The organism is Nostoc sp. NMS4 (assembly GCF_017115095.1).
In the GTDB taxonomy this organism is placed as follows: Bacteria; Cyanobacteriota; Cyanobacteriia; order Cyanobacteriales; family Nostocaceae; genus Nostoc.
On record NZ_JABXKI010000104.1, the window covers coordinates 11,775 to 37,446 of the forward strand.

Genomic DNA, 25,672 nt, shown 5'->3' on the forward strand with positions numbered 1-25,672 from the left:
AAATAATTGATGGATAAATTAAGAGTAGAGACGGCGTATCGCGTCTCTCTAACCGTCAAAATGAATTTGACAGACTACTAGTGCGATCGCCACTTAGGGACTTCTAACAAAATATACTTAGATTTTTGAAAAAATCTAATCGGATTGCTATATACACGAAATTTAACAAATCTTTTTTTATCGTGAACGAATACAAGAAAAATTTCTAGTGTCCTGATAACTATGTAATGTCGTGGTATATCTACTTAGAGTTTTTTAGTAACAGTCGGCTCAATGAAGCAAAAAAAAATCAACCCTAAATATGGTCTAAGTAGATGGTTATCTGCGTTGAAAACTAAGATTTTCTTATTACTGTGCATTTTTATTACCACTAGTTTTGGTATTGTGTTATCAAATTTGTTGATCACAAGCCAGCCAGCTTTCGCAAAGATTGACCCACTACAACCAGCACCAACTCAACCAGTAGGCTACTACGATTATTTCGGTAAACTCCTCAGCCCCCAAGAAGCATCACAACTGGTTGCCAGTAAAGGACTTAATCCTCAAGACCCGATTTCTTATGAAAAAATAGGCGCAGTTCATATTACTAAAGAATTGATTGCCCAAGGTGAAGATATATTTTTCAATCGACCTGTAGGCGATTTATTTGGCTTGCAAGGTGTGTTTGGTCTTGGACAAGGTTCAGCCATTCTTTCTGATGAAATTACCGCAGCAATTACTAATTTACGGGGTCAGCCAACCAATAACTTAAAAATTGTCTTGCAGAAAGATATCCCTATAGGTAGTCGAATTTTACGAAAAGGTACGGCCATAAATACAGGCTTAAAGCTAGAAAAAGGATCGACTGCTCCCATAGGAACGACAGCAAATGGGCAAAGTACCTGTGCATTTTGCCATGCTTCTATTTCCAAAGAAGGTAAACGTATTCCTGGTATAGCAAATGGTGAAATAGCCTTTCCGATATTTCTAGGTTTAGCACCAAATTCATCTGCGGCTTTCTCACGCACCAAACTCAATCCCTTAGATCCAAAATACCAAGGCAATGGCAAAACTATTATTGACAGTAAAGGTAATTTAGTAAAATTGCCCGATCCTAAAAAGTTTGAGAAAGCTTTTGATGATATTTTATGGCAATTACCTTTTGGTAATTTTGAAAGTTCCACAGATGGGATTAAAAATACCACTCAAATTCCCAACAATTTCACCTTTAAAACTTATCCCTATACTGCCTCTGGAGAAGCTGCCGTTGGCCCGTTTGCTGGATTGAGTGCTTTCAACAGTGCTGTTCACTCTTCAGAAACAAACATCCTTGCATCATACGAACTAATTGCCAAAACTCTCAATATTGACCCAGAAGTATATCTTGGTACTGCCCTTCAAAATGCTGCGGACGAAAGAATACGTTTCCCAGAAGGTGTTAAACCCTCAGTATGGTTGCGGACAATTGCACCGGATGCTAGTCGAGCAGAGTTACAAGATCAAGTTGTTGCTCCTGGTGTTGGTAACTATCCAGACTTGAAACCCAACTTGTTAACAGCTAATGGACTGATTTTTAGTCCCGCTACTGGCAACCCTTTGGATAATGCCAGTGGCAAGTTCTTGTTTGCGAATAACGCCATGTCTGCTTATCAAAATAGCTTAGTACCACCAGCTAACAAGACTCCTGAAAACTGGCAAGCACTAAATAGTAATTCAGTCAAACGTGGGGTCAAAGTCTTTGAAAAGGCTAATTGTGCAACTTGCCATATTCCCCCTTTCTTTACTGACAACAAAGTTCACCCAGTTGAGGAAATTGGTACTAATCCAGCTCGTGCAAAGTCTCGCTTGGCACTGGCGAAATTCTTAGTGCCACCCAAGCTATACAGTTTCAATAATCCTGTTCCCATACCTGCTAATGCAGAAGTGTTGGATGTTCCAACCCCAGGCATTTCTGATAACCCCACCGATCAACTACCAAATGGTGGTTACAAAACTACTCCCTTACGTGGCCTTTATTTAAACCCACCCTATTTACATGATGGTGGTGTAGCAGTACGTGCTAGCAGTTTAAAATTTGATTCTAATGGCGATTTCACTGTTGTTGATCGTACTGGGTTAGGGCTGCCTGGCACTCTACGCCAAAGCATACCAGCCGAAGCTGCTAGCAGCTTAAGAGCTTTAGTTGATCGCGAACTTCGTGCCAAAGTCATCAAAGCTAACAAATCTGACCCTGATTTAGTAAGTAGTAACCTTGATGGTACAGGTCATGAATTTTATGTAGACAGTCAAGCTGGATTTAATCCTAAACAGCAAACAGACTTGATTAATTTCTTACTGGCGCTTGATGATGAGCCTGGTAAATTTTAATTGAAACTGAGGTTGATACAAAGAGTGAATCTACCTTTCATCTGACGCTAACTTCGGGCAAAAGTAATAGAGAGTTGCTCTCAAAGATATTACTTTTTGTTTGGAAACAGGGATTTGGGAGTCATAAGAAAGAATATTCTGACTCCTACCAGAATTTTTACTTTATTTTTTGGAGAATTATCTGATGGAATTAGTCAAAAAGCTTGGTATTGCTACCGCTAGTGCTGTTGTCGGCTTGACTGTTGTAGGTGCGTATTCTACAGCGCAAGCTGTACAGTTATTTGATTTTCAGTATTCTTTTCCTAGTTACGAAGCAAATGGTACGGCTATTTCAGCTAGCGGCACTCTTACTACAACTGATCTAGACCCCATAAACAACAATTATACAATCACAGGTATAAGTGGGACAAGGACAAATCAAGGAATTGCAGAGACAATAATCGGGTTGCTCTCACCGGGTACATACGGTGTCAACGATAATCTGTTGAATGCGAGTAAGCCACTGTTAACCACGAACGGTTTTTCTTACCTGGTTTCCGGTAGCGGGGAAGACGGTCAGGGGAACGTTAACGTATTTTACAGTAGTCTTGGTGAAGGTTATTCAGAGCTTTCAAGTGATGTGGATTATGGTAACTTTAGTATCAATCCACGTTCTGTTCCCGAACCTCATACAGTAGGTGGCTCATTAATTGCTCTTGGTTTTGGCTGGTGGAGGAAACGAAAGCAAGCAGTAGCTTCCCGAAAGAAAGCCTTATAAAAGTATTTAGGGGTAAAAGTAGCCGAATGCAGCAGACTATTGCTCTCGCAGTAATAATCTGCTCAGATGAATAGGTCTTAATGGCGATCGCTTGTGGGTGAAAAATCATCTTGACCCTGACGAAGAAAAACTACGGGTTTCAACGTAGACGAGGTTTAATTGAGTATTTTTTATTTGGAAGTCCCTTACAAAAACCTCATTAAAATTAATAAGGGTACAGCATTGCTGTACCCTTAAAATATTTATAACTCCTAGTTTATTAAAAATCGGCTGATGGCAGCTTGCCTTGTAGCGACTGAAATTTAGACTGAACGCAGTTTGCACAATTGCAACCAACTCGATCGATAATCGGATTAGATGTTTGAATTAACTTTGGTGTTGCCAAATCGGGAATTTGTTGTGTAGATACTACCGTCATAACTTGGGTAGCATAAGCAGATTTCAGGCTGGATGCGTGTGCTGGATTGACTACCAGCAGCATGGATACCAGAAATGCAGGACAGGCAAGTAAAATCAGTTTGACAATGTTCATAATTTACACAAAGATAGCTTTGCTGATATAGCATAGCCAATAAATTGCCGAGGTTCAACTTTAATAATTCGTAATTCGTAATTTTGGGTTTAATTACCCTTCTCCGAAAGGGAGAGGCTAGCGCCAACGTCTATACGTCGCGTTTTTTTAGCCTCAGTATAAATACCTTGATATCACACTCTGTAATTACGAATTACGAATTACAAATTATTTTAACTACGCCCAAAACCTTGTCCTCGCAAAACCTTTGACCATACAAGTAATTCGCCCTGTTCACCCCCTGCGGCCAGTAACTTACCTTGAGGATGCCAAGCTAGGCTAGAAAATCCTGCTGAGACACCTGTGATAATTTGGGATACTTCCTTAGCCTTGTTCCACAAACACAACCAGCCGTCAGCAGCAGCAGAAGCCAGAAGGAAGCTTTTCGGTGCAAAGGCGATCGCATTAATCACACCGACATGATTTGTTAATACTCGCGCTTCCCAACCTAAAGTATCATCCTCTAACTTTTCCCACACCACAATACCTTCAACGCTAGAAGATGCCAGGATTGGCGCACCCACTTTAGTCATAGCTTCTGACCATGCCAATTGGCGAATTTTACCAGGGAAGCCACGCATTACCCAAGGGTCGGGATTGTTCCATTCTAAAACGGTGACACTACGATCCATGTTGCCAGAAGCCAGGAATTTGCCATCGGGCGACCAAGCCATCGCTAAACTGACAGTAGTCATATCTAAGCTGTATGGTTCTTCATCCCAGTTTTGACTATGCCAAATCTTCACTCCCTTATAACCACTAATGGCTAAGTATTGTCCATCAATCCGCCAATCTATACCCAATACTGAAGAGTTGTCGAAATTTAGTGTGACGACAATTTCCTGAGTATCTGCATCCCAGACTTGGACGTAACGCCCTAAACTAAAAGCCAGTTGGTTACTAGTGTAATTCCAAGCTAACTTGTCAACCCATGCGGGGGCATTTGACAGCGTGGCGATTAATTCTGTATCGTGCCAAATTTTCACCTGTCCATCTTGTCCGCCGACGGCTAAAAATTTTCCATTTGGCGAAAAAGCGAGACAGTCTCCTGATTTACCGTTACCAGTTTGTAAGGTTGTGAGTTCGCCATCAATCCACAAAACTACTTCACCGGCGGCGGAAGTTGCTGCTAAAGTATGACCTTGTGGCGACCAAGCGATCGCAGTTACATAATCTGAAAGTGTCCCCGAATAATGTTGTTCAAATTCCTTCGATTTGGTTGTGGAGTTCATAGTTATGTAGAGGAGTTAGGAGTTAGAAGTTAGGAGTTAGGAATTTTTAACTCATAACTCATAACTCATAACTTTTTATTTACGCTAGACAAGCGAGAAAATCTTGCTTTAGTTGGACTGCATCAAGATTGCGACCAATAAAAACTAGTTCGTTTTTGGGGGTTTCGCTGGGTTTCCAGGGGCGATCGGGTTTGCCATCAAAGATCATGTGTACTCCTTGGAATACAAATCGATTCTCTTCTCCAGCAATATTTAAAATGCCTTTCATCCGAAAAATATCTGGCCCTTGGGTACGCAGTAACTCGGAAATCCAAGTGTTTAATTTTTCTCCATCCACTGCACCAGCTTCTACTAAAGCTACAGAAAATACGGTTTCATCGTGTACATGAGCATCTTCGCCTAAGAAATCTGGATCAATTTCTAATGCACGATCTAAATCAAAGGCTTTTACACCTAATAAAGCATCCATTCCAAGTTCAGAATTTTGGGTGCGGTAGATTTTAGCGATCGCATTCATCGCCCGAATCCGTTTTTCTAATTCATCTAACTCTTCTGGTGCTACCAAATCTGTTTTATTAAGTAAAATTACATCGGCAAAAGCAATCTGTTCTTGTGCTTCGTCAGCATCCCAGTGCTGCCAAATATGCTTGGCATCTACCACTGTCACTACTGCATCTAGAGACAGTTGACTTTGCAAATCTTCATCAACAAAAAATGTCTGAATCACTGGTGCTGGATCGGCTAATCCAGTTGTTTCAATTACTAAATGGTCAAATTTATCGCGCCGCTTCATCAAGTTGCCAATGATCCGAATTAAATCACCGCGCACTGTACAACAGATACAGCCATTGTTCATTTCAAAAATTTCTTCATCTGCATCGATAATCAATTGATTATCAATACCCACTTCCCCAAATTCATTGACAATCACAGCAACTTTTTTGCCGTGTTCGTAGGTGAGGATGTGATTGAGTAGAGTCGTTTTACCTGCTCCCAAATAGCCTGTAAGAACAGTAACGGGAACTGAATTGTTGATTACGTCAGCCACCATACTCTAAATTCCCCTTATCTCACCTTATGGATAATCATTATCACATATCATAAATCTTTTTATATTTTTGTGCTTTTTTAACGAACCGCAGAGAGCGCAGAGAGAAAAAGTGCGAGAACTGCATTTGCTTTTCTCTTTGTGTCCTCTGCGCCTCTGCGGTTTAAAAAATTATTGACCAATATTTTTACCCATCTTGAAAGGGCTAGTTCTATAATTTTAGTCTCGCACCAAGCTACAATCTGAAGATTTAATTTTCTGAAGATAACAAAAAATCTTGAATTACTTCTAAAACAACTGCTGGGTATTCTTCATGCAATCCCAAAGAACCAGGAATAACAACACTTCTCACTCCTGGTAAGGCTACTAAAGCGTTCATTTCTTCTCGTGATTTAGGAGGGCTAGATTCCCCAATTACTACCATGAGCGGTACGGTTAAAGATTGCACAAGTTCTAAAAAATCAGATTGTGCGCGTACAGCATCAAGATTACCAGTTACAAAGGCAGCAGAAGCAAATCGCGCTCCTGGTTGTTGAGTTGTGTGCCATTTTTTCTCAATGAAACTGGGTGTAATTTTAGCCGCGTCAGTAAAGACATGACGGCGGTACATAAAACTTAAGAAAGATTGGGTAGTGTTGAGTTTGTAGAGAGCTTGACCAAGGATAGGCGATCGCACCAATTCTCTTACCATACCAGCTATCTGCTGACTTGCCCCCATTGTCGGCAAAGGCCCACGCCAAGTAGGAGCTAACAACACAATTCGTGAGAAAGCAGCAGATTGTTTCACAGCTAATTGTAAAACGTAACTAGCAGCATGACCAGCCGCTACTACAGTAATGGGAGTATTAAAAACAGCTTTGACAAAATCTTCCAGAAATTGCTGATATATTTCCGGTCGATAATTTAAACTAGGGCGAGAAGATTCACCAAATCCAGGCCAATCTACGGCTACGACTTGAAAATTGGGAGCCAGTAACTTGGCAAGTTCGCCTACTTCCAAGCGCGTTGAAACAGTGCTGAAAGATGGTAGTAGCAATAGCGGTGAACCTTTACCGAGGGTTTCATAAACAACGCGCAATTGCTGATTTTCCCAATTCCAGAGATATTCTTGAACTACTCCACCAAAGCCAGTAGCAGCAGAAGTAGATAATAAATTTGTTGACATTAGACTAAATTTTGGTAGTTGTACCTTATTTGTCCTTTGTCATTTGTCCTTTGTCATTTGTCCTTTGCTAATGACCAATGACCAATGACCAATGACTAATGACTGATAACCAAGTTTAGCTAGGCAAATCTAACTTACATTCCAATGCTTTTTTTTGCATGGTTTTAAAAATATTGTAAAACCCATTAGCACGGGAAGGTGTCAGGCTAACATTTAAACCTGTTTCTTGAATAAAATCTGGAGTAAGCTGGACAATCTCAGTTGGCGTTAATCCATGTAATCCTTCAACCAGAAGTCCGACTAATCCTTTAGTTAACTGAGAATCAGAATCGCCCTGAAACACAACCTTACCGTCATCCAAGGCGGCGGTGATATAAACTTGAGACACGCAACCAGGAACTTTATTTTCGGGTAATTTTCCAGCTTCTGGGAACTCATTGAGCTTCTGAGCATACCAGATTAGCTGTTCGTAGCGTCGCTTCGGTTCGGAAGCGCGTTGAAAGCGCTGGACAATTTTAGCGAGTGCAGGTGGCAAAGAATCTAGAGTTGAGGACATAACAGAAGCTGAAAACGATCGGTATCTCTTTGAGTGTAGATTATCTTTAGAGCAATCGCGCCGACCGTTTACTTGGTATATCAGCTAGCTATAACCGGACAAATCCAGATAAATACTGCGTAGGCGCAGCCCGCCGCAGGCATCGCATCCCCACCGTCCAGGTTTTTTAATCCCTCTAATCACAAAAACTTAATTCTTATTCTAACTAGAAAACTATATCACTCCGTAGCATATTCTCTGCGTGCCTCTGCGCTTACCTTTGCGTCCCTCTGCGTTTAAATTTCACCCTCAATTATCCACGATTTGACAATGTGATACTACTGCGGGTTGCGCCTATGCCCTTACAAAATTAGCTGCAAGTATTTAACCAAGCAGCTACATAATAATCAACAATTAAAAATTAAAAATCAAAAAAAATTCTGATTTTTAATTTTTAATTTCTCTCCCTTAAGGATTAATTCGTAGTTTGTGCAGCTAGCATTTGCTTCAGCTTTTCTAATTCCGAAGCCCAACGAGGGTCTGGACGAATAGCGTCTGAATCAGTAGTTGTGGTGCTGGTTTCACGAGAACCGCCACCACCGCCGCCACGACGAGGCTTCTTAGAGCTTTTCTCACGACGGCTGCCTTCTCTGTTGGGGCTAGGAGTCGGGGTACTACTAGCAGCAAGACTAACTGGTTTAGGCGCTTGTTGCTCGTCGCCCTCTTCACCCTTTGTCCGAGGTAATGCCTTCTCTAGCTTAATGGGAGTGTCTTTAAACATCTGACCATTATACTTTTCAATGATTTCGTCGGCTTGCTCGTCATTGTTGACGGTAAGAAAACCGAAACCACGGCATTTGCCAGTTTTGCGGTCTTTAATTAATTTAGTAGTTACAGCATCACCTTCTGCTGCAAAAACTGCTTGTAGATCTTGACGATCTATTTCATCTTTAGGCAAATTACCTATATATAGGCGAACGGACATGAACTATACCTCCAGAGTTGAATGAACATGGCAAGGCAAGAAAACAATCATTTAGCTTTGGCTTTTAAATAGATGCTATTGACCAAGACTGCCATAAACCAATTTTTTTTGCTCGAAACTGTCAACTTATACAACAATACAGTTTTTCGTCGGGATCAAGCTTGTTTAATCCAAAGGCTCACACTATGGTGAGCTAATAACACCTTAATTCTAAGAATTGTAAATTTAATAGCCTATTGTCTGCTAAAGTACACGCTTTTTTCTATGCCCTTTTTTGCAGAATCAAATACCATTCCTTACATTACCACGGTATTTTCTACGTAGCTAGTTTAGCGCCTACATTTCCGACGTTACTATTACTGCATCGTAACATAAAAGACATTTTTTTATTCACGGGAGCATATTTTGAAACAAAAACCAGCCAGTGGCTGGTTAATTTGCTGCTGTGTTGGGAGAAGAAAAGGTATGGAGCAGGGGAAAAAGCATCCGAATTTATAACTAAGCTGTAATGCTGAGTTACGTCGGGTGCTATTGTTTGTGTAAATAAATGTAACATTTATTAAGATAACCTGCAACTTTTCTTTACATTCCAATTTATCCTTTGTCTTTTATCCTTTGTCGTTTGTCCTTTGTCAGTCGTTTATTTTCTCCTGACTAATGACTAATGACCAATGACCAATGACTAACCAGTGAGAAAAACGTATGCGCCCCACGCCTGTGCTGCAACTGCCAAAAAAGTAGACCAAATGGGATGAGGGCTATGAATGGTTTTACCACTTTGAGTTTGTAGGGTTTGGATATCGATCCAAGGTGTTGCTCCTCGCCGGAACCAACCAGTGACGATAATTTGCCGCCCGATTAGATCCTGGTGATTGATTGACTGTCCTAGCCAAGAAATGTGGTGTAATTTCACCAAACCCGCGCTGGATTGGAAGATTAAATCTTGCGCTAGGGAGTTGCTAGTACCTTGACGACCTAATAGTTTGCCCACAAGACGCACGCTGACGCTATCAATGGGTAAGGCTGAAGGGTCAGATAACAGATTGGGTAAGCTGTCGTCAGTTTGCACAGTAGCAGGTTTAATATCCGGGAAGAAAGGATTAATCCGCATGACTGTACCGATGCTAAAGCCAATCAGAAGGCAGCCTGTAATGAAAGACCAATCTTCATAGATCCACTTTAGATTTAAAAACTTGAGTGCGAATGCTAGTTGCCAGGTTAACCAGACTAAAACTGCAAATAGAATCCCTAGAGGAATTCCCAACCAGGGAGCGACTTGTAATAGGAAAGACTGACGCTTAACCTTTGATGGTTCGCTTGCAAAATGTAGTTCGGTGTCTAGATGCCAGTGACGAGCTATTTGGCAGAGGCGTTCGATGCGATCGCCCATTAGAGGATGGCTATTATTAATCGTAAACCATCGGCTATAGGGATTGGCAGTATCCCACTTCAAAAAGGATTCAAAAGATAAATTACTGGCAATAGTACCTAAAGAAAGGCTCTGTTGGTGGCTAACTGGTGTCAGGAGATTTAAGCTTTCCAGTTGCCAATTGGTGTGTTCTTCTTTTTGGATATCAGCTGCAATGCCAATGGCAATTTTGAGTAAGGCGCGAATCAGCGCATTGGGATTACCAGTAATTTCCGCAGCGACGCGATCGCTATAATAAAGCCGCAACCGCGACAACCACAATGCAGTTCCAGTTAGTAAACACCAAACTCCATAAATTAGACTTGCCAGAATTGTCACTGGCCAGCGCCAAATTTTCGCTGATATTTTGTCTCCCAACTCCGACACTTGCTGATATAACTTATAAGTTGGTAATGTCACCAGCAACAACAAAGACATGACAGCAAAATCCCAGTGAGCAATATGTCCTAGTTGCGTGGCGTAAATAATGGCGATTTCATCATCTGCTAGTTGCTCTAATAGCCCTTGACTCACAACAATCCTGGCATTACGTGGTAAACTACCATAAGTCAGAATAATTGGTGCAGCCGTTGGTAATATCCGCAGTTTGGGTAACGGCCAGTGCCTCTGCTGGCAACAACGTTGTAGCACCCGAACAGCTTCGCGGCTATGAGTATTCAATACATCTTTCGGAAATTCTCGCTGACCATACAATTTTGCCAGTAGCAGATCCAGCAACCAAGGTGATACTCCGATTAAAATCACCAATAGTATTAGCAAAAGTTGAGTCGGGTCGTGGTAAAAAAACTGTATTGGTTCCAGATAAGGTAGTTTTACTAGAGTCTGGTTAATCAATCCCAGTACTAATTTGAGGATTTCTCGGATTACCCAAAACAGAGCGATGAATGTTCCGGCGGACAGTAGCCGCAAGGGAATTAATTTTGGTTTACGTAGGGGTTGCCATGCTTTGGCGCGTTGTGCTTGTCGCCAATAAATAACGCCGAACAATTTGGCTTGGGTGCGGGTAACAGAACCCATGAAGCCGCTTAGGGGCGTAGGTAGTGGTGGTGGTGTCGCTAATGTAGCTTTGAGTCTAGCTAGTGGCACCATCGGCGGGATGTCGTCGTTTTTGGTTTCTATTACTTGCTCGTCGGGCTTTTCCTCTAATTTAGGAGTTTCTGGGGGAGTAACGGGAGGTGAATCTGGGATTGAATCTGGGGTTGAATCTGGGGTTGAATTCTCAAAGGCAACAAATCCAGTTTCGACTTTTTTTGATTCTGGCTCAGGTTTTTTACGTTTTGTCAGGTGTTCGAGAGCGCGTGTTGCCCACTCTTGAACTTGCGGATTGTTACTCTCAATGAGATTCTGGGAAATAGCGATCGCTTTGGGAACTTCGCCAGTGCGAGCATAAGCCATCACTAAACCAACCTGGGCTTGTAAGCTAGCAGTCCCATTATTTTCGCTGCTAGCAATAGGTTCTAGTTGGGCGATCGCTGTTTGATAATTTCCCTGCTTGAGGGCAACTAAACCAGCCTCCAAAGACGATTTGGCGTGTGAAGGCATACAAATTCTGGCACTCCAATCTCTTCTAAATGATCCACGTTTGGGCAAAAGCGCGAACCTCGGATGTTGTGGAAATCAACCGCGCTCAAGTTTTGCTTGTCAAGTGAATTATTCTTCCACTGGTTGTTGACTAGAAAATACTGGAGCGATCGCGCTTAATTTTAACTCTGGATGGTCGCCCAATAACTGTTGACAATTCCATTCATTACGGAATAACAACACTGGCCGTCCCATACTGTCTTTAACTGTAGTGGTATTGAATATTCGTCCCACCTTTTCTAATGCTTCCCAACCACCCTCAACCCAACGGGCGACACTGTAGGGCAATACATCTAATATGGTTTCTACACCATACTCATTTTGTAAGCGAAACTGTACCACCTCGAATTGCAACTGACCCACCGCCGCCAAAATTGGATCGCGCTTGGCTTCATCAGTTGAATACATAATTTGTACAGCACCTTCTTCGCGCAACTCCGCAACGCCTTTTTGAAATTGTTTAGACTTCGAGGGGTTGGGATTCCTCAGAGACGCGAACAGTTCCGGCGAGAAATACGGAATCCCCTCATATTCGAGCTTTTGTCCCGTGTAAATTGTATCCCCGATCGCAAAAACACCGGGATTGTTCAAACCGATCACATCGCCAGGATAAGCCACATCAATCGATTCTCGCTCTTGAGCAAAGAGTTTTTGCGGGCGAGACAGACGGATGAGTTTACCAATGCGGGCGTGATTCACCATCATATCTTTTTCAAACTTACCAGTGCAAACCCGGATAAATGCGACGCGATCGCGGTGTTTCGGGTCCATATTCGCTTGCAGTTTAAAGACAAAGCCCGAAAATTCTGGGTATGTAGGGGGAACTTCGCCAACACTGCTAATATGAGAACCTGGTTTAAGGGCATAGTCGAGGAAATATTTGAGGAATAACTCTACCCCGAAGTTAGTCATGGCGCTACCAAAGAACACAGGGGTCATTTTGCCTTCGTGTATCAACTGTAAATCTAGCTCTGGCCCAACTCCTTCTAACAGTTCTAGATCGTTTTTTAGTTGGTAGTACAGACTTTGTTCTAGCTGTTCTTCGATTTTTGGATCGCCTAATTCCACTACTGTATCGCGGGCTTCTCGGCTGCCGTGGGCGCTGCGTTCAAACAGGTGTATTTGTTGCTTGTGTCGGTCAAAAACACCTTTAAAGCGATCGCCCATCCCAATCGGCCAATTTACCGCATAGGTTTGCAATCCCAATTCTTGCTCAATTTCATCCAACAGTTCCAGAGGTTCTCTTCCTGGGCGATCAAGCTTGTTGATAAATGTAAAAATTGGGATACCCCGCAACTTACACACTTCAAACAATTTGCGCGTTTGGGGTTCCAAACCTTTTGCCGCATCAATCAGCATCACGGCATTATCGGCGGCGGCAAGGGTACGATAAGTATCTTCACTGAAATCTTGGTGTCCGGGAGTGTCTAATAAATTGATTTGACAATTCCGGTATTCAAATTGCAACACCGTAGAAGTAATGGAAATACCCCGTTGTTGTTCCATCGCCATCCAGTCAGAAGTAGCCTTACGCTGCGCCCGTCGCGCCTTAACCGCCCCAGCTTCGTGAATTGCACCCCCGTACAGGAGTAGCTTTTCAGTTAGTGTAGTTTTACCTGCATCGGGGTGAGATATAATCGCAAAGTTGCGGCGAAGTTCAACTGCTTGAATAAGTTCAGACTGAAGTTCAGTAGACATAAATGTATTTGTTTGTTAGCTAGCTTAATTTTTTTTGACTCTGGCAAGTCTTTTAATCTTAAGACAACGACGCTCATGATAGGGTCGTAGTATAATCACCAATCTGATTAAATAGGAGAAAGCAATGTACGACACAGACAAGCGAAAGCTTCTATCTGCCTTGTCTCATGGAGCGATTTTTTTCAGTACAACAGTGATATCTGTAGGTATACCTATTGCCATATTGCTCGTATCTGACGATCCTGTGGTTAAAGAAAACGCTAGAGAATCCATAAATTTCCACTTTAACGTCTGGCTTTATGGAGGAATTCTAGGAGCGCTGTTTTTTCTATTCGGTTGGTTAGTATTACCTCTATTATTGTTGGGGCCACTAGCCGGTCTGGGATATCTATTACACTGGGGATTGACAATTTGGGCGCTCATCGGAGTTTTCAGCAATCCTGATATACCCTTCCGTTATCCCTACATTTTCAGAGTTTTTTAACACAAATTATTATTGGGCATTGGGCATGGGCATTGGGCAATTTAATTAATTCTTAGCGAATTCTCTGCGTGCCTCTGCGTTTCCCTCTGCGCCCCTACCCTGCGGGAAGGCGAAGCGCCTATGCGTTTAAATCTCAACCCTCATTCTTCAACCCTCAATTCGCCACGATTTTGCCAATAGACAATCTTATCATTTGGAATTTTGAATTGCTTCATAATGTTGTTTTTTTTCCAGCCCGTCGGATAGATACAACCAAGCTGTAAAATACAAAATTGCCCCACAACTTGATTAAGAGTAGGGCAAAGGACAGTTAAGCACTGTTTGTAGTCTGTCTGACGGCAGGAAAATTTTAACCTGCTTTTGTGACGCTTTCTTTTGTGTCTATTTGCGTTGTTTTTCTTCATAAAATTTTATGTTTCCTATACATCGTCCCCGTCGTCTGCGTACACATCCCCAACTGCGGCGGATGGTTCGTGAAACTGTTTTGACAACAAGCGATTTAATCTACCCATTATTTGCCGTACCGGGTGAGGGAATCGCTAACGAAGTGAAATCGATGCCCGGTGTCTACCAACTTTCGGTAGATAAAATTGTCGAAGAAGCAAAAGAAGTTTACGACTTAGGAATTCCTGCGATTATTCTATTTGGGATTCCGGCTGATAAAGATGTGGATGCCACTGGCGCTTGGCATGATTGCGGTATCGTCCAAAAAGCAGCAATGGCAGTAAAAGCAGCAGTACCAGATTTGATTGTCATTGCTGATACTTGTTTGTGTGAATACACTAGCCACGGTCATTGTGGTTATTTACAAACTGGTGATTTAACCGGACGAGTTTTAAACGATCCAACTCTGGAATTGTTGAAGAAAACAGCAGTTTCTCAAGCGAAAGCTGGTGCCGATATCATCGCGCCTTCTGGGATGATGGATGGATTTGTGCAAGCAATTCGTCAGGGTTTAGATGAAGCCGGATTTCAAGACACACCGATTATGTCTTATGCTGCTAAATATGCTTCGGGTTATTATGGCCCATTTCGGGATGCAGCAGACTCGACACCGCAATTTGGGGACAGAAGAACTTACCAAATGGACCCAGGTAATGCCCGCGAAGCGATTAAAGAGGTTGAATTAGATATCGCTGAAGGTGCTGATATGCTGATGGTTAAGCCAGCCTTGGCATACATGGATATTATCTGGCGGGTGAAGGAAGCGAGTAACTTACCAGTTGCGGCTTACAATGTTTCTGGTGAGTATGCAATGGTAAAAGCTGCGGCGCTCAATGGTTGGATTGATGAAGAGCGAGTGGTTATGGAAACTTTAACTGGGTTTAAACGCGCTGGTGCAGATTTGATTTTGACTTATCATGCCAAAGATGCGGCACGATGGTTAAAGTAAGGTGGGCGATTGAGTAAGAATGTGAACTACCCACACTGACTTGGAGTACCAAGTACAGTGTTGGCTTCTGTAATCACGGGGGAGTGCCTAAACTTGGACTTTCGCCCAAGGATAGGACTTACCTCCCCTCCTACAGCAGAGACGGCTGAACCTTCCGCCTTTATTATTCTGATACCCTCTGCTCTAATATTTGTCGCTGCGTTTCCATCCCTGTCATGATGAGTATTACAATGAGGACAAGTCCACTCACGGACATCCAATGACAACTCACTGATTTGATAAAAACAATTAGAACAGAGTTTGGAACTGGGGAACCATCTATCAATTTCAATCAACTTCCCACCTTTGCGTTCCAGCTTGTAGGCTAGAAAGTTAGTGAATGTTCCCCACCCTACATCAGATATTGATTTTGCCAACTTGTGATTACGATAGCGTAGCGTTAGCGAGTCTTCGAGCGTCACCATGCCTAATACATGAAGATTTTCTATTATGACAGCTTGGCTATCGCTGACCAACTTATAACTAAGTTTATGTAGAAAATCTTGCCTTGAGTTGCTAACTCGTTCGTACACCTTGGCGACAATTCTTCTGTATCTATTTCTTGAATTACTCCCTTTTGCTTTACGCGCTAATTTCTTTTGCTTACGTTTGAGATTAAACTCATGTTTGGCAAGGTGCTTAGGATTGTCATATTTTGAAACCTTTTCACCGTCGGTAACAACTGCAAAGTGTTTCAACCCTAAGTCAATGCCGTAAATTTTACCTTCTGAAATAATTTGATTGTCACCCGCTACTTCAGTCAGGATGGATGCAAGGTATTTACCAGAAGGCGTTTTAATCACAGTAACAGTCTTGATTTTACCCTCAATGGGTCTATGTATTTTGGCTTTGATTATCCCGATATTGCCAGGTAGCTTAACATTGCCATCTACAATCTTGACGTTTTGAGGATACTGGATAGACTGTTTTCCAAACTTAGATTTGAATTTAGGAAATCCAGCACGGTTATCAAAAAAGTTTTTATAAGCCGTAGTTAGATTGAGTGTTGTAGCCTGTAAAACTTGACTATAACAATCAGCTAACCAAATTGTATCTTCTGCCTTTTTGAGTGTAGGAAGAAATGCGTTGAGTGCTGCACGGCTAAGTCCTTTTCCTGTTTCTTTGTAAGTCTCGATTGACTTATTTAAGGCATAATTCCACCACCAACGAGCGCAACCAAAAGCTTGAGCCAATTGTATTTGCTGTTCAAGTGACGGATATAAACGGACTTGTACAACCTTGTGCAACACTTAACATCACCTCCTTGGTATATCTATCTTACCATGATATATATTTTCTGATAAGCCCTTGAGATCAAAAAATTGTTGATTCGTCATACATCTAATATTTGTCTTTGCTGATGCATTTAATCAATATTAGATGCAATCCTTATCAACCGCCTCATATCCCACCACTGATTCTGGGTACAGAATTCAGATGGGGGAATTACGGCGTAATAGTTAAAAATCTCACGCAGAGGCACAGAGTTGTGTTTTGTTGTCTGGGCGTGAGATTGTTATATTTTGCCTTGGGCTGGTGCGAAATTCAAATAAAATTTAACTAATCCGCGTTATACTTGTCATACGTGTATTGCGAGTATGACAAAACTATGCTAAGTGTCAGACTAGACGAAGAAACAGAAAGGCAGCTAGCCGATATCTTGGCTCATGAGCAAACGGAAAAGAGTGAGTTGATCCGACGCTTGATTGCTGAACGCTGGCTAACCTTACAAGCGGGTAAAACTTTGGTTGAGAGACGGGGTGGACACCCTGAACATTTACTGCAAGATGCACCAACGGATTTATCGGAACGCTCAAACCGTAAGAAAGCGATCGCACAATATCTCAACAAGCGGCATTCATGACCTATTATCCGCTTATACTCGCAGATAGCGGCTTTTTGTTTGCGTACTACAGCGCTAGAGATCAGTATCACCAACAGGTGCGTCGTTTTTTTGAAAACTGTACTTCTAGGCTGGTAACTACGCCGATTTGTATTGCAGAAGTGGTGTGGTTACTCAACTTTGATTGGCGTACACAAAACGAGTTTCTTCTAGATGTTGCGAAACAACTCTATGAGTGTGAGCAAATATTGCCGCAAGATTTTTCGCGCATTGCTGAGTTGAATACTCAGTACAGAGATTTACCAGGGGATTTTGCAGATTTATCCTTGATTGTCATTTCAGAACGCTTAGATATTGCTGCGATCGCTACTTTGGACAGTGATTTTAATATTTATCGCCGTTATCGGAAAAAGCCTTTTGAGCGGGTGTTTTAGGGATGCGATGTCTACGACGGGCTACGCCTACGCTACTCAATTATAATTTTTTCACCGGACACCACTAGCTAAGATTCCTAAAATTTTATTGACATCTTTAAGATAATATTCACTTAAGTCTATCTGGATAGATTGACCTTCTAATTTTAAAAATTGCCAAATACTTCCAGTTGTGACAGTTCCATAAATTATCAAATTTTCATTACCTGCTCGTTCGTTAAATATTCTTGCTGCTAACATTTCGGCTACACATTGTCCTAAACCAGCAGTAATGTTTTCTTTTTTAGCTTCCACAATAATAATGACTGGTGCAGTGATAATTAGTCTTTCTGGAGAACGGGTAATTAGAAAATCACAGATTCCATTTAAACCTTGTGCCGGATCAACATTGAATTCAACACCAGAAAACAAATTTATCTGGTCATTTAATTGTCGTCTCAAATCTAGTAAAATCGGAGAAATAATCATCTCAGAGCGAGCTTTTTCACTATTGCTAGCAATAGCTATCGGTAAATTATATTGAAGAATCTCTTTTAATAAATCACTGGATTCTATCTCAGATATATTAGCAAAAATATCAGTTTTCTCAATAGTATTTATTTGAAAATTCTGTTTAATTCTCTCTAAAGTAAAATCACTATATGACATATCAGGAGACACCTTCAGGCAACAACGCTAAAACTTATACATCAAGGATAACTCTCATAGATTAGACCATAACTTAATGCCGAGATACCCGACTTATCACCAGAAGTCGGGTATCTATCTATATTGATAAGCTTCGTTTGTCTTGTTGGAGAAGGTTTAAGCTTGCTTTCGTAGAATTGGGAATTTTTGAGTATATTTTACACATATACCTACGTTTTATTACATAGATAGATCAGCCGCATTTGCCAGAGTGTCAGGCGATCGCTCATAAAGCTCCCAAAACCTCTAAAATCTAAATTGAATAGCTTTGATATAGTTATGGCAATCACTTGCTCTATGCTAGGGCAGCTCGTCTAAACAACCTAAACTCTAACTAGTGCGATCGCTCACCTTATTTGCGACAGCAGCACGATAAAATTCTAAAACCATAATCGTACTAAAAGGTCTAAATGGCAGAAACACTATTCTTCAACGCCTTACGGGAAGCCATTGACGAAGAAATGGCGCGTGATTCCAGCGTATTCGTTCTCGGTGAAGATGTCGGACATTACGGCGGTTCCTATAAAGTTACCAAAGACCTGTACCAAAAATATGGCGAACTCCGCATCCTAGACACCCCCATCGCTGAAAATAGCTTTACTGGCATGGCTGTGGGAGCCGCAATGACGGGGTTACGTCCCATCATTGAAGGCATGAATATGGGCTTTTTACTGCTCGCCTTCAACCAAATATCCAACAACGCTGGAATGCTCCGCTACACCTCTGGCGGTAACTTTAAAATTCCGATGGTAATTCGCGGCCCTGGAGGTGTGGGACGGCAGCTAGGCGCAGAACACTCCCAGCGACTAGAAACTTACTTCCAAGCTGTGCCAGGGTTGAAGATTGTTGCTTGTTCGACACCAAGAAACGCTAAAGGACTGCTAAAATCCGCTATCCGTGATGATAATCCAGTATTGTTCTTTGAACACGTTCTGCTTTACAACTTGAAAGAAGATTTACCAGAAGAAGAATACTTGCTACCTCTAGATAAAGCAGAAATTGTCCGTCCAGGAAAAGATGTGACAATTATTACTTACTCGCGGATGCGCCATCATGTAATGCAAGCCGTAAAAACTCTTGAAAAACAAGGATACGATCCAGAAGTTATCGATTTAATATCCCTCAAGCCCTTAGATTTTGATACTATTGGTGCATCAGTACGTAAAACCCATAAAGTCATTATTGTGGAAGAATCCATGCGAACTGCGGGTATTGGAGCAGAAGTCATCGCCTCAATAAACGATCGCTTATTCGATGAATTGGATGCACCAGTACTAAGGCTTTCTTCCCAAGATATTCCCACACCTTACAACGGTAATCTGGAACGATTAACAATCATCCAACCAGAGCAAATCGTAGAAGCTGTGGAAAAAATGGTAGCTTTGCGAGTCTAGGGATTGGGGATTGGGGACTGGGGACTGGGGACTGGGGACTGGGGATTGGGCAGATGAGGGAGACAAGGGGACAAGGAGATAAATAAAACTCCTAACTCTTAACTCTTAACTCCTAACTCTTAACTCTTAACTCTTAACTCAGCACTCAGCACTCAGCACTCAGCACTCCTAACGCCCAATGCCATAACTCCTCAAAAGAGCGCTATTATAGCGTTTGTCAGTTGCGAGTTATGGTATGCAAAGACAGCGATCGCTATTAATTTTAATTTTAGTCCTGATAATCGCCGCTATTACGGTGATTGCCACAATTCCGATACCCCTTGGGCTGGACTTGCGCGGAGGTTCACAGCTCACAATTCAGGTGAAACCATCAGCAGATATTCCCAAAATCACTGAGCGAGAATTGGAAGGTGTAAAGAAAGTTGTCGAAGGCCGGATTAATGGTTTGGGTGTTTCTGAGCCAGTAATCCAAACAGTCAGCTCAGATAAAATATTGGTGCAACTACCAGGAGTCAACGATCCAGAACAAGCTGAACGGGTGCTAGGAGGCACGGCACAGTTAGAATTTCGGACACAAAAGCCGAATACAGAAACTCAACTGCTTGCTTTTCAAGCATCAAGAGCCGAATTGAAATTCAAGCAAGAACAGTTAAGAAAAAGTACCGACAAAGCGGCAATTGTCAAGAATCAAGAAGATTTACAGAAAAATAATCAAGCGATCGCAGAATTGTTTGAAAGCACTAATCCACCCCTAATTGGCAAATACCTCAAGGATGCTTATGGTGAACCCACTCAAGGTAACAACTGGAATGTTGCCATTCGTTTCGACCAAAAGGGTGGTGAACTGTTTGCCAATTTGACCAAAAATCTCGCCGGTACTGGGCGTAGCATTGGTGTTTTTCTCGACAATGAAGTAATCAGCGCTCCCACTGTGGGTATAGAATTTGCCGCTACTGGTATTACTGGTGGTTCTGCCGTGATTACAGGACGGTTTACCGCCCAACAAGCCAATGACTTAGGCGTACAACTACGCGGTGGCGCATTACCCGTACCAGTAGAAATAGTTGAAAATCGTACCGTTGGGGCAAGTTTAGGTAAAGATAGTATTCAACGCAGTATTTACGCTGGTATTGGCGGATTGCTGTTAGTATTAGTTTTCATGTTAGTTTACTACCGACTACCAGGATTAATTGCCGACTTTTCTTTGATTATCTATGCGCTGTTGACCTATGCCACCTTCGCTTTGCTAGGCATTACATTAACTCTCCCCGGTATTGCTGGGTTTATCCTCAGTATCGGTATGGCAGTTGATGCTAACGTATTGATTTTTGAGCGCACCCGTGAAGAACTACGTGCTGGTAAAACTTTATATCGTTCTATAGAGTCAGGATTCTACCGAGCTTGGTCTAGCATTTTAGATAGTCATGTCACATCATTAATTTCTTGTGCAGCACTGTTTTTCTTAGGAGCAGGTTTAGTTAAAGGCTTTGCTTTAACATTGGCGCTAGGGTTAGGGGTAAATTTGTTTACTGCCATTACTTGTAGTCGCACACTGCTATTTTTAACATTAGGATTTCCCAACTTGCGTAAGCCAGAGTTGTTTTGTCCCAATCTCTCAACGTCAATTAAGTCTGGTGCGGAGGTACAGTCATGAAATTTAGTGTCATCAAACGTCGGAGACTTTGGTGGACAATTTCTGCCACCCTAATCGTTATTAGCATCGTGGCAATGGTGATTTCTTGGCAACAACTAGGCGCACCACTACGTCCCAGTTTAGATTTTGTTGGTGGTACGCGACTACAATTTGAACGCGATTGTACACAACCAAACACCTGTAATCAACCGATTAATATTTCTGATGTTAGAGAAGTAGTTGATGCCGAGAAGCTAAATAATAGTAGCATCCAAGTCGTTGGTGAAAAACAACAAGGAATATCCATTCGCACAAAGACATTAAATGTCGATCAACGCACCCAGTTGCAAGCAGCTTTGAGTGAAAAAATTGGAGTCTTTAACCCAAAATCCACTCAAATTGACACCGTTGGCCCAACACTTGGCCGTCAGCTATTTTCTCAAGGGTTATTAGCTCTGGTTGTCTCCTTTACTGGGATCGTTATTTATTTAAGTGTGCGGTTCCAGGTGGACTATGCCGTAATCGCAATTATTGCCTTGTTCCATGATGTTTTGATTACGCTGGGTGTTTTTTCTATCTTAGGATTAGTAGCAGGTATTGAAGTTGATAGCCTTTTCGTCGTTGCTATTTTGACTATTACTGGTTTCTCGGTGACAGATACCGTAGTCATCTACGATCGCATTCGGGAAATACTGAATCTACATCCTAATGATGGTATTGACAAAGTTGTTGATGATGCCACCAATCAAACTTTAACGCGATCGATTAATACGACGTTAACCGTTTTGCTCACATTATTTTCCCTATTTCTATTTGGTGGCGAAACCCTGAGAAACTTTGCCCTGGCCTTAATTATTGGATTTACAATGGGCGCATATTCAAGTATTTTCATCGCCAGTACTCTCCTTGCTTGGTGGCGAGAGCGTAAAGAAGAATCCCAGGTGTTAGACAACGCTGATTCTATTGATACATCTCCCACTTCCCAGGATAGTTAAACTTGTGTATATTTCACAATTGGGTGAAAGCATTTTGAATTGCTCATCCATGACTTGCAATCTTATTCCCCTATGGATCAACCGGAAGAACGATTAAATACTGTCCCTGACTTTGAGAAATCTGACCCTTCGTTTGCTCAACAAGTACAAAGGCTACATCAGCTAACAGTATATGGCAGGTGGCTGTTTGTGGGCTGTTTATGGCTGACTGTTGCGCCCGTCTCCTTGTGGGGTCTACGTACAGAAATTGCTCTGTGGCAACAATATTTTACCTGGGTGGCAGTGAGATTTGGATTATTTTACCATCCACTGTCTACCTTTGGTCTGGCCTTTTGTTTGGGGATGACTGCTGCTGTTTTAGTTTGGCAAAGTCGGAATATTCTATTTGGACTACCACAGCAGGAAAAACAACGTTTAGAAAAACAAGTTTATCGGATACGTCAACAGGGAGCAACTCATCCTCTATGGAAGTGGGTTTGTCATTAAATGATACTGCCAAAAGTAAATGCCACAAATGAACGATCTTCAGATTAAATTTAGCGATCGCAAGTCTGAAATTGACCTTTATCAACTCCAAGAACTGTTAAACGTTTCCGCTTTCTGGGCAAAGGGACGCAGCATTGAAGATTTAGGTATAGCCATTACCAACAGTGAGCCAGTGATTTCCGTCTGGAATAGCGATCGACTCATTGGCTTTGCCAGAGCAACATCTGATGGCATCTATCGCGCCACAATTTGGGATGTTGTAATTCATCCAGAGTATCAACATAGTGGGTTGGGAAGCAATTTAGTAGAAACCGTTTTAAGACATCCCCGCATGAAGTGGGTTGAGCGCGTTTACCTGATGACTACTCACCAGCAGGGTTTCTATGAAAAGATTGGTTTTCAAACCAACAGCACCACTACGATGGTACTACACAATCAAGCTAACCGTACTTTCGTTTCTGCTACAGAAGTTCAGCTTCAGGAATCACCGAAAGAGTTCCGAGCAATGAGTGCTGAGTGCTAAGTATAAGAACTGTTGTAGTAGTAGGGTAATCAAGAAGCAAGGAGACAAGGGAGACAAGGGGACAAGGAGATTAGGACTTACGCACGGGTCAGGGAAAATCGAACCACAGAGGACGCAGAGTTCACGGAGGAATGAGAGTTTCAGAGGTTTCTTGCGTAAGTCCTAGAGATAAACAAAACTCCTAACTCTTAACTCTTAACTCTTGTAGAGACGCGATTAATCGCGTCTCTACTCCTAACTCCTAACTCAACACTCAGCACTACTCACTATGGGGATAGAGATTTGCAGTCTGGTAAGCTCATGAAGTGGTTCCTTCACAATGGTCGAGGGTAAGATTTCTAACTTTCCTCCCATAAGTTCCACCAGAGTCTGATTGATTAATAGCCTCATTCCTGGGGAAAGAACAGCGTTCTTTTGGTCAATCGGGGTCAACGGATCTTCAAATTTGAGCAAATCAATCGGCTCGCTTTGGGGTAAAGCATGAGTTGGTAAATCTAGCCAAATGTTTACAACATTGTTTGTAGGTAGGGTGCTAGTGGAAATACAAATACTGCCTTCCTCCATTTGAGTAATGGCAGTGTCTATTAAACTTATCAATACTTGACGCAGCCAGAGGTGATCTGTCAAAACATAAATTTCTGATTCGGCGGGTAACAATTGCAAGGGAAAATTGCGATTTGCCGCCAACATATAAGTTAATTTCTGAACCTCCTCTAAAATTTGGGCTAAGGATCTCGGCTGAATATCTAATTTATTCGTGCCGTGTTCAGTCCTAGCAACGTTGAGAATTTCATCCATTAGCTTCAACAATTTCAGCGTTCGCTCGTGAGCTTGGGCAATAAATTCTCGTTCTTCAGCTGGATTTTCACACAAATCTGACAAAATTAACTGATGTAAGCCAATCAAACCATTAAAAGGCGATCGCAATTCATGGGTAGTCCGCGCCAAAAAACCAGCTTTAAACTGGCTCATTTCCGTTGCCATCAGGTATGCCAACTGCGTTTGCTGTAGCTGTTCCGATATTGGTGGCATATCCTGTTGATCTAATGGCGCTACTGGAGATGAGCTAGATGAAACATTTGGCAAGCGCCCAAATAACTGACGGAAAACCATACCTAGTACTATTCCTGCTCCTAGATATATCCAGTTGCTCCAATTCATAATCTGGCAATATTAACTTGTTAATTGACCACAACAGCGCAAACTAAAGTTTCAGATTCTTCTGTTGTTAAAACCACGAAAACAACATTATAGCTACCTATACTTGCTTATCAGTTGATAAATCTAATTCGATCGCACCTTGCCGTAAAATCTGCCAATTTATCCCTGTCCATTTAGCAACGGTGGAAGGTACACCCATCCCTACTATTTCATCCTGGTATTCTGTTGTGGCTAAAGTTAGAACCTGGGGAAACTGAGTCTCAATTTCTGCCATTGTTTGTAAAGGTGGCTGACCAGAAAAATTGGCGCTAGTGGTAGCAAGAGGGCCTGTTTGCGCCAAAATAGTTTTAGCGATCGCACTGTTTGGTACTCGAATCCCAATTGTCGTTGGATCAATCGGATTCATAACTTTTGGTAGGCGTTGACTCGCTGGCAAAACTAGCGTCAGCCCTCCTGGCCAATATTTCTCAGCTAATTCTTGCCAAATTTTATACTCCTTCTCACTACCTTTGACATACGGCCACAAATCCTCAGCACTAGCCGCCATCAAAATCAAAGGTTTATCCTGACTCCGTTGCTTCGCCGCAAAAATTAATGCTGCTTTTTCTGGTAGTACTGCAAGTGCAGGAACAGTATCTGTGGGAAAGCTTACCAACAAGCCAGCACGTGCGCCAGTTATTAAATTTGTGAGAGAAACTTGCGTCATCTTAACTAAAGTAAGTCGGTGAGAACAATTCAATATTAGGACTTACGCAAAAGGATACACTGTAGAGGCAATTCATGAATAAGATTAAGGGGAAAGGGAAAAGTACTCAAAACCTTTCCCTTTCCCCCATTTTTGCATAAATATACTTATGCAATATGTCTAATATTTATTTACTCACTTAAATGTTGTGAGAGAGATGCGATCGTGGGATAATCCCAAATTACGGTTAAATCTAACAGCGATTTTCTCATCTAACCAGGTGCGACCACAGCCGACAATGGTTTTAATCCCTTCCCCAGATTCAGCAGCCACCACCCGATTTTCCTTAAGGGCTGCTCCTTCAACTTGGTAGAGAATGGGCGAAGCTGTTTTCAAACCTCCAGAAACAAATAAAGTCAGTAGACCGAAAAGTTTTGCGATCGCACACAGAGCGATACCTATAAAACTGACTGTTGTCAAAAAAACCGTATTATTAGATACATTTTTTAGAAAATTTGGATTTATCTAGTATGGCATTATCTTAGCCGTTTAAAAAGAAGCAGACGGC

General features: G+C 42.0%; 25 protein-coding genes. 11 read left to right on the plus strand and 14 right to left on the minus strand.

Translation table 11 applies throughout. The annotated features are described in order from the left end of the window. Nucleotides 1–273 precede the first annotated feature (273 nt). Together HWQ37_RS07510 and HWQ37_RS07515 are read left to right on the plus strand one after the other, a co-directional pair. Complete coding sequence (locus tag HWQ37_RS07510; RefSeq protein WP_292745445.1) at nucleotides 274–2,346, plus strand: hypothetical protein; 2,073 nt, start codon at nucleotides 274–276, stop codon at nucleotides 2,344–2,346. A 184-nt stretch (nucleotides 2,347–2,530) separates the two neighbouring features. Continuing rightward, nucleotides 2,531–3,103, plus strand: a complete 573-nt coding sequence (locus HWQ37_RS07515; RefSeq protein WP_292745446.1) for a PEP-CTERM sorting domain-containing protein — start codon at nucleotides 2,531–2,533, stop codon at nucleotides 3,101–3,103. Nucleotides 3,104–3,362: 259 nt separating this feature from the next. Here the strand turns inward: HWQ37_RS07515 and HWQ37_RS07520 are convergent, their stop codons facing one another. From HWQ37_RS07520 to prfC, 8 genes are all read right to left on the minus strand, one after another. Further along, nucleotides 3,363–3,635 (minus strand): hypothetical protein, encoded by a 273-nt coding sequence (locus tag HWQ37_RS07520; RefSeq protein WP_292745448.1) that lies wholly within the window; start codon nucleotides 3,633–3,635, stop codon nucleotides 3,363–3,365. A 212-nt stretch (nucleotides 3,636–3,847) separates the two neighbouring features. Beyond that, nucleotides 3,848–4,906 carry a WD40 repeat domain-containing protein gene (locus HWQ37_RS07525; RefSeq protein ID WP_292745450.1) on the minus strand — a complete coding sequence of 353 codons (1,059 nt, stop codon included), beginning with the start codon at nucleotides 4,904–4,906 and terminating at the stop codon, nucleotides 3,848–3,850. 79 nt (nucleotides 4,907–4,985) lie between these two features. Continuing rightward, a complete protein-coding gene (locus HWQ37_RS07530) occupies nucleotides 4,986–5,957 on the minus strand; it encodes a CobW family GTP-binding protein (protein WP_292745452.1) in 972 nt (323 codons plus the stop codon). Nucleotides 5,958–6,204: 247 nt separating this feature from the next. Next, nucleotides 6,205–7,119, minus strand: a complete 915-nt coding sequence (locus HWQ37_RS07535; protein ID WP_292745454.1) for an alpha/beta fold hydrolase — start codon at nucleotides 7,117–7,119, stop codon at nucleotides 6,205–6,207. Between the two features lie 115 nt (nucleotides 7,120–7,234). Further along, a complete protein-coding gene (locus tag HWQ37_RS07540) occupies nucleotides 7,235–7,675 on the minus strand; it encodes a SufE family protein (RefSeq protein ID WP_292745456.1) in 441 nt (146 codons plus the stop codon). A gap of 454 nt (nucleotides 7,676–8,129) precedes the next feature. After that, on the minus strand, nucleotides 8,130–8,639 hold the full coding sequence (locus HWQ37_RS07545) for an RNA recognition motif domain-containing protein (RefSeq protein ID WP_292745458.1): 510 nt from the start codon (nucleotides 8,637–8,639) through the stop codon (nucleotides 8,130–8,132). A gap of 682 nt (nucleotides 8,640–9,321) precedes the next feature. After that, nucleotides 9,322–11,610 carry a M48 family metalloprotease gene (locus HWQ37_RS07550; RefSeq protein ID WP_292745460.1) on the minus strand — a complete coding sequence of 763 codons (2,289 nt, stop codon included), beginning with the start codon at nucleotides 11,608–11,610 and terminating at the stop codon, nucleotides 9,322–9,324. A gap of 108 nt (nucleotides 11,611–11,718) precedes the next feature. After that, nucleotides 11,719–13,347: a peptide chain release factor 3 gene (gene prfC, locus HWQ37_RS07555; protein ID WP_292745462.1), complete on the minus strand. Its 1,629-nt coding sequence runs from the start codon at nucleotides 13,345–13,347 to the stop codon at nucleotides 11,719–11,721. 124 nt (nucleotides 13,348–13,471) lie between these two features. Here prfC and HWQ37_RS07560 point away from each other — a divergent pair, with 124 nt between their 5' ends. Then, nucleotides 13,472–13,831 carry a DUF4870 domain-containing protein gene (locus HWQ37_RS07560; protein WP_292745464.1) on the plus strand — a complete coding sequence of 120 codons (360 nt, stop codon included), beginning with the start codon at nucleotides 13,472–13,474 and terminating at the stop codon, nucleotides 13,829–13,831. 140 nt (nucleotides 13,832–13,971) lie between these two features. Here the strand turns inward: HWQ37_RS07560 and HWQ37_RS07565 are convergent, their stop codons facing one another. Further along, nucleotides 13,972–14,235, minus strand: coding sequence for a hypothetical protein (locus HWQ37_RS07565; protein WP_292745466.1), 264 nt, complete (start codon nucleotides 14,233–14,235; stop codon nucleotides 13,972–13,974). 8 nt (nucleotides 14,236–14,243) lie between these two features. On the opposite strand from HWQ37_RS07565, the gene hemB reads away from it, so the two are divergent. Next, entirely contained in the window at nucleotides 14,244–15,224 is a 981-nt protein-coding gene (hemB, locus tag HWQ37_RS07570; RefSeq protein WP_292745468.1) for a porphobilinogen synthase, read from the plus strand. 26 nt (nucleotides 15,225–15,250) lie between these two features. On the opposite strand, the gene HWQ37_RS07575 is transcribed toward hemB, so the two are convergent. After that, a complete protein-coding gene (locus HWQ37_RS07575) occupies nucleotides 15,251–16,513 on the minus strand; it encodes an RNA-guided endonuclease InsQ/TnpB family protein (RefSeq protein WP_292745470.1) in 1,263 nt (420 codons plus the stop codon). Nucleotides 16,514–16,872: 359 nt separating this feature from the next. Here HWQ37_RS07575 and HWQ37_RS07580 point away from each other — a divergent pair, with 359 nt between their 5' ends. Both HWQ37_RS07580 and HWQ37_RS07585 read left to right on the plus strand, forming a co-directional pair. After that, nucleotides 16,873–17,127, plus strand: a complete 255-nt coding sequence (locus HWQ37_RS07580) for a ribbon-helix-helix domain-containing protein (RefSeq protein ID WP_292745472.1) — start codon at nucleotides 16,873–16,875, stop codon at nucleotides 17,125–17,127. Next, nucleotides 17,124–17,540, plus strand: a complete 417-nt coding sequence (locus HWQ37_RS07585; protein WP_292745474.1) for a type II toxin-antitoxin system VapC family toxin — start codon at nucleotides 17,124–17,126, stop codon at nucleotides 17,538–17,540. The genes HWQ37_RS07580 and HWQ37_RS07585 overlap by 4 nt, the downstream gene beginning before the upstream one ends. Nucleotides 17,541–17,591: 51 nt before the next feature. On the opposite strand, the gene HWQ37_RS07590 is transcribed toward HWQ37_RS07585, so the two are convergent. Beyond that, on the minus strand, nucleotides 17,592–18,188 hold the full coding sequence (locus HWQ37_RS07590; RefSeq protein WP_292745476.1) for a hypothetical protein: 597 nt from the start codon (nucleotides 18,186–18,188) through the stop codon (nucleotides 17,592–17,594). A gap of 449 nt (nucleotides 18,189–18,637) precedes the next feature. Between HWQ37_RS07590 and HWQ37_RS07595 the strand changes: the two genes are divergently transcribed. The 5 genes from HWQ37_RS07595 to HWQ37_RS07615 all read left to right on the plus strand — a co-directional run bounded on the left by HWQ37_RS07595 (nucleotide 18,638) and on the right by HWQ37_RS07615 (nucleotide 23,258). Beyond that, nucleotides 18,638–19,621: an alpha-ketoacid dehydrogenase subunit beta gene (locus HWQ37_RS07595; protein WP_292745478.1), complete on the plus strand. Its 984-nt coding sequence runs from the start codon at nucleotides 18,638–18,640 to the stop codon at nucleotides 19,619–19,621. A 235-nt stretch (nucleotides 19,622–19,856) separates the two neighbouring features. After that, nucleotides 19,857–21,275 carry a protein translocase subunit SecD gene (gene secD / locus HWQ37_RS07600; protein WP_292745491.1) on the plus strand — a complete coding sequence of 473 codons (1,419 nt, stop codon included), beginning with the start codon at nucleotides 19,857–19,859 and terminating at the stop codon, nucleotides 21,273–21,275. Then, a complete protein-coding gene (gene secF, locus HWQ37_RS07605) occupies nucleotides 21,272–22,249 on the plus strand; it encodes a protein translocase subunit SecF (RefSeq protein ID WP_292745480.1) in 978 nt (325 codons plus the stop codon). Before secD ends, secF begins: the two co-directional genes overlap by 4 nt. Nucleotides 22,250–22,321: 72 nt before the next feature. Continuing rightward, nucleotides 22,322–22,735: a hypothetical protein gene (locus HWQ37_RS07610; protein ID WP_292745482.1), complete on the plus strand. Its 414-nt coding sequence runs from the start codon at nucleotides 22,322–22,324 to the stop codon at nucleotides 22,733–22,735. Nucleotides 22,736–22,763: 28 nt separating this feature from the next. Then, nucleotides 22,764–23,258, plus strand: a complete 495-nt coding sequence (locus tag HWQ37_RS07615; protein ID WP_292745483.1) for a GNAT family N-acetyltransferase — start codon at nucleotides 22,764–22,766, stop codon at nucleotides 23,256–23,258. 246 nt (nucleotides 23,259–23,504) lie between these two features. On the opposite strand, the gene HWQ37_RS07620 is transcribed toward HWQ37_RS07615, so the two are convergent. From HWQ37_RS07620 to HWQ37_RS07630, 3 genes are all read right to left on the minus strand, one after another. Beyond that, complete coding sequence (locus tag HWQ37_RS07620; protein WP_292745485.1) at nucleotides 23,505–24,419, minus strand: sensor histidine kinase; 915 nt, start codon at nucleotides 24,417–24,419, stop codon at nucleotides 23,505–23,507. A gap of 97 nt (nucleotides 24,420–24,516) precedes the next feature. Beyond that, the gene (locus HWQ37_RS07625) at nucleotides 24,517–25,125 is read right to left on the minus strand and encodes an L-threonylcarbamoyladenylate synthase (RefSeq protein ID WP_292745487.1); all 609 of its coding nucleotides are present in this window, start codon (nucleotides 25,123–25,125) and stop codon (nucleotides 24,517–24,519) included. 174 nt (nucleotides 25,126–25,299) lie between these two features. After that, nucleotides 25,300–25,584, minus strand: coding sequence for a hypothetical protein (locus HWQ37_RS07630; protein ID WP_292745489.1), 285 nt, complete (start codon nucleotides 25,582–25,584; stop codon nucleotides 25,300–25,302). Between the last annotated feature and the right edge of the window lie 88 nt (nucleotides 25,585–25,672).

Excerpts from the sequence above, each read along its gene's own strand:
- HWQ37_RS07510 (WP_292745445.1), top strand. The coding sequence starts at position 274 with ATGAAGCAAAAAAAAATCAACCCTAAATATGGTCTAAGTAGATGGTTA.
- HWQ37_RS07515 (WP_292745446.1), top strand. The coding sequence starts at position 2,531 with ATGGAATTAGTCAAAAAGCTTGGTATTGCTACCGCTAGTGCTGTTGTC.
- HWQ37_RS07520 (WP_292745448.1), bottom strand. The coding sequence starts at position 3,635 with ATGAACATTGTCAAACTGATTTTACTTGCCTGTCCTGCATTTCTGGTA.
- HWQ37_RS07525 (WP_292745450.1), bottom strand. The coding sequence starts at position 4,906 with ATGAACTCCACAACCAAATCGAAGGAATTTGAACAACATTATTCGGGG.
- HWQ37_RS07530 (WP_292745452.1), bottom strand. The coding sequence starts at position 5,957 with ATGGTGGCTGACGTAATCAACAATTCAGTTCCCGTTACTGTTCTTACA.
- HWQ37_RS07535 (WP_292745454.1), bottom strand. The coding sequence starts at position 7,119 with ATGTCAACAAATTTATTATCTACTTCTGCTGCTACTGGCTTTGGTGGA.
- HWQ37_RS07540 (WP_292745456.1), bottom strand. The coding sequence starts at position 7,675 with ATGTCCTCAACTCTAGATTCTTTGCCACCTGCACTCGCTAAAATTGTC.
- HWQ37_RS07545 (WP_292745458.1), bottom strand. The coding sequence starts at position 8,639 with ATGTCCGTTCGCCTATATATAGGTAATTTGCCTAAAGATGAAATAGAT.
- HWQ37_RS07550 (WP_292745460.1), bottom strand. The coding sequence starts at position 11,610 with ATGCCTTCACACGCCAAATCGTCTTTGGAGGCTGGTTTAGTTGCCCTC.
- prfC (WP_292745462.1), bottom strand. The coding sequence starts at position 13,347 with ATGTCTACTGAACTTCAGTCTGAACTTATTCAAGCAGTTGAACTTCGC.
- HWQ37_RS07560 (WP_292745464.1), top strand. The coding sequence starts at position 13,472 with ATGTACGACACAGACAAGCGAAAGCTTCTATCTGCCTTGTCTCATGGA.
- HWQ37_RS07565 (WP_292745466.1), bottom strand. The coding sequence starts at position 14,235 with ATGAAGAAAAACAACGCAAATAGACACAAAAGAAAGCGTCACAAAAGC.
- hemB (WP_292745468.1), top strand. The coding sequence starts at position 14,244 with ATGTTTCCTATACATCGTCCCCGTCGTCTGCGTACACATCCCCAACTG.
- HWQ37_RS07580 (WP_292745472.1), top strand. The coding sequence starts at position 16,873 with ATGCTAAGTGTCAGACTAGACGAAGAAACAGAAAGGCAGCTAGCCGAT.
- HWQ37_RS07585 (WP_292745474.1), top strand. The coding sequence starts at position 17,124 with ATGACCTATTATCCGCTTATACTCGCAGATAGCGGCTTTTTGTTTGCG.
- HWQ37_RS07590 (WP_292745476.1), bottom strand. The coding sequence starts at position 18,188 with ATGTCATATAGTGATTTTACTTTAGAGAGAATTAAACAGAATTTTCAA.
- HWQ37_RS07595 (WP_292745478.1), top strand. The coding sequence starts at position 18,638 with ATGGCAGAAACACTATTCTTCAACGCCTTACGGGAAGCCATTGACGAA.
- secD (WP_292745491.1), top strand. The coding sequence starts at position 19,857 with ATGCAAAGACAGCGATCGCTATTAATTTTAATTTTAGTCCTGATAATC.
- secF (WP_292745480.1), top strand. The coding sequence starts at position 21,272 with ATGAAATTTAGTGTCATCAAACGTCGGAGACTTTGGTGGACAATTTCT.
- HWQ37_RS07610 (WP_292745482.1), top strand. The coding sequence starts at position 22,322 with ATGGATCAACCGGAAGAACGATTAAATACTGTCCCTGACTTTGAGAAA.
- HWQ37_RS07615 (WP_292745483.1), top strand. The coding sequence starts at position 22,764 with ATGAACGATCTTCAGATTAAATTTAGCGATCGCAAGTCTGAAATTGAC.
- HWQ37_RS07620 (WP_292745485.1), bottom strand. The coding sequence starts at position 24,419 with ATGAATTGGAGCAACTGGATATATCTAGGAGCAGGAATAGTACTAGGT.
- HWQ37_RS07625 (WP_292745487.1), bottom strand. The coding sequence starts at position 25,125 with ATGACGCAAGTTTCTCTCACAAATTTAATAACTGGCGCACGTGCTGGC.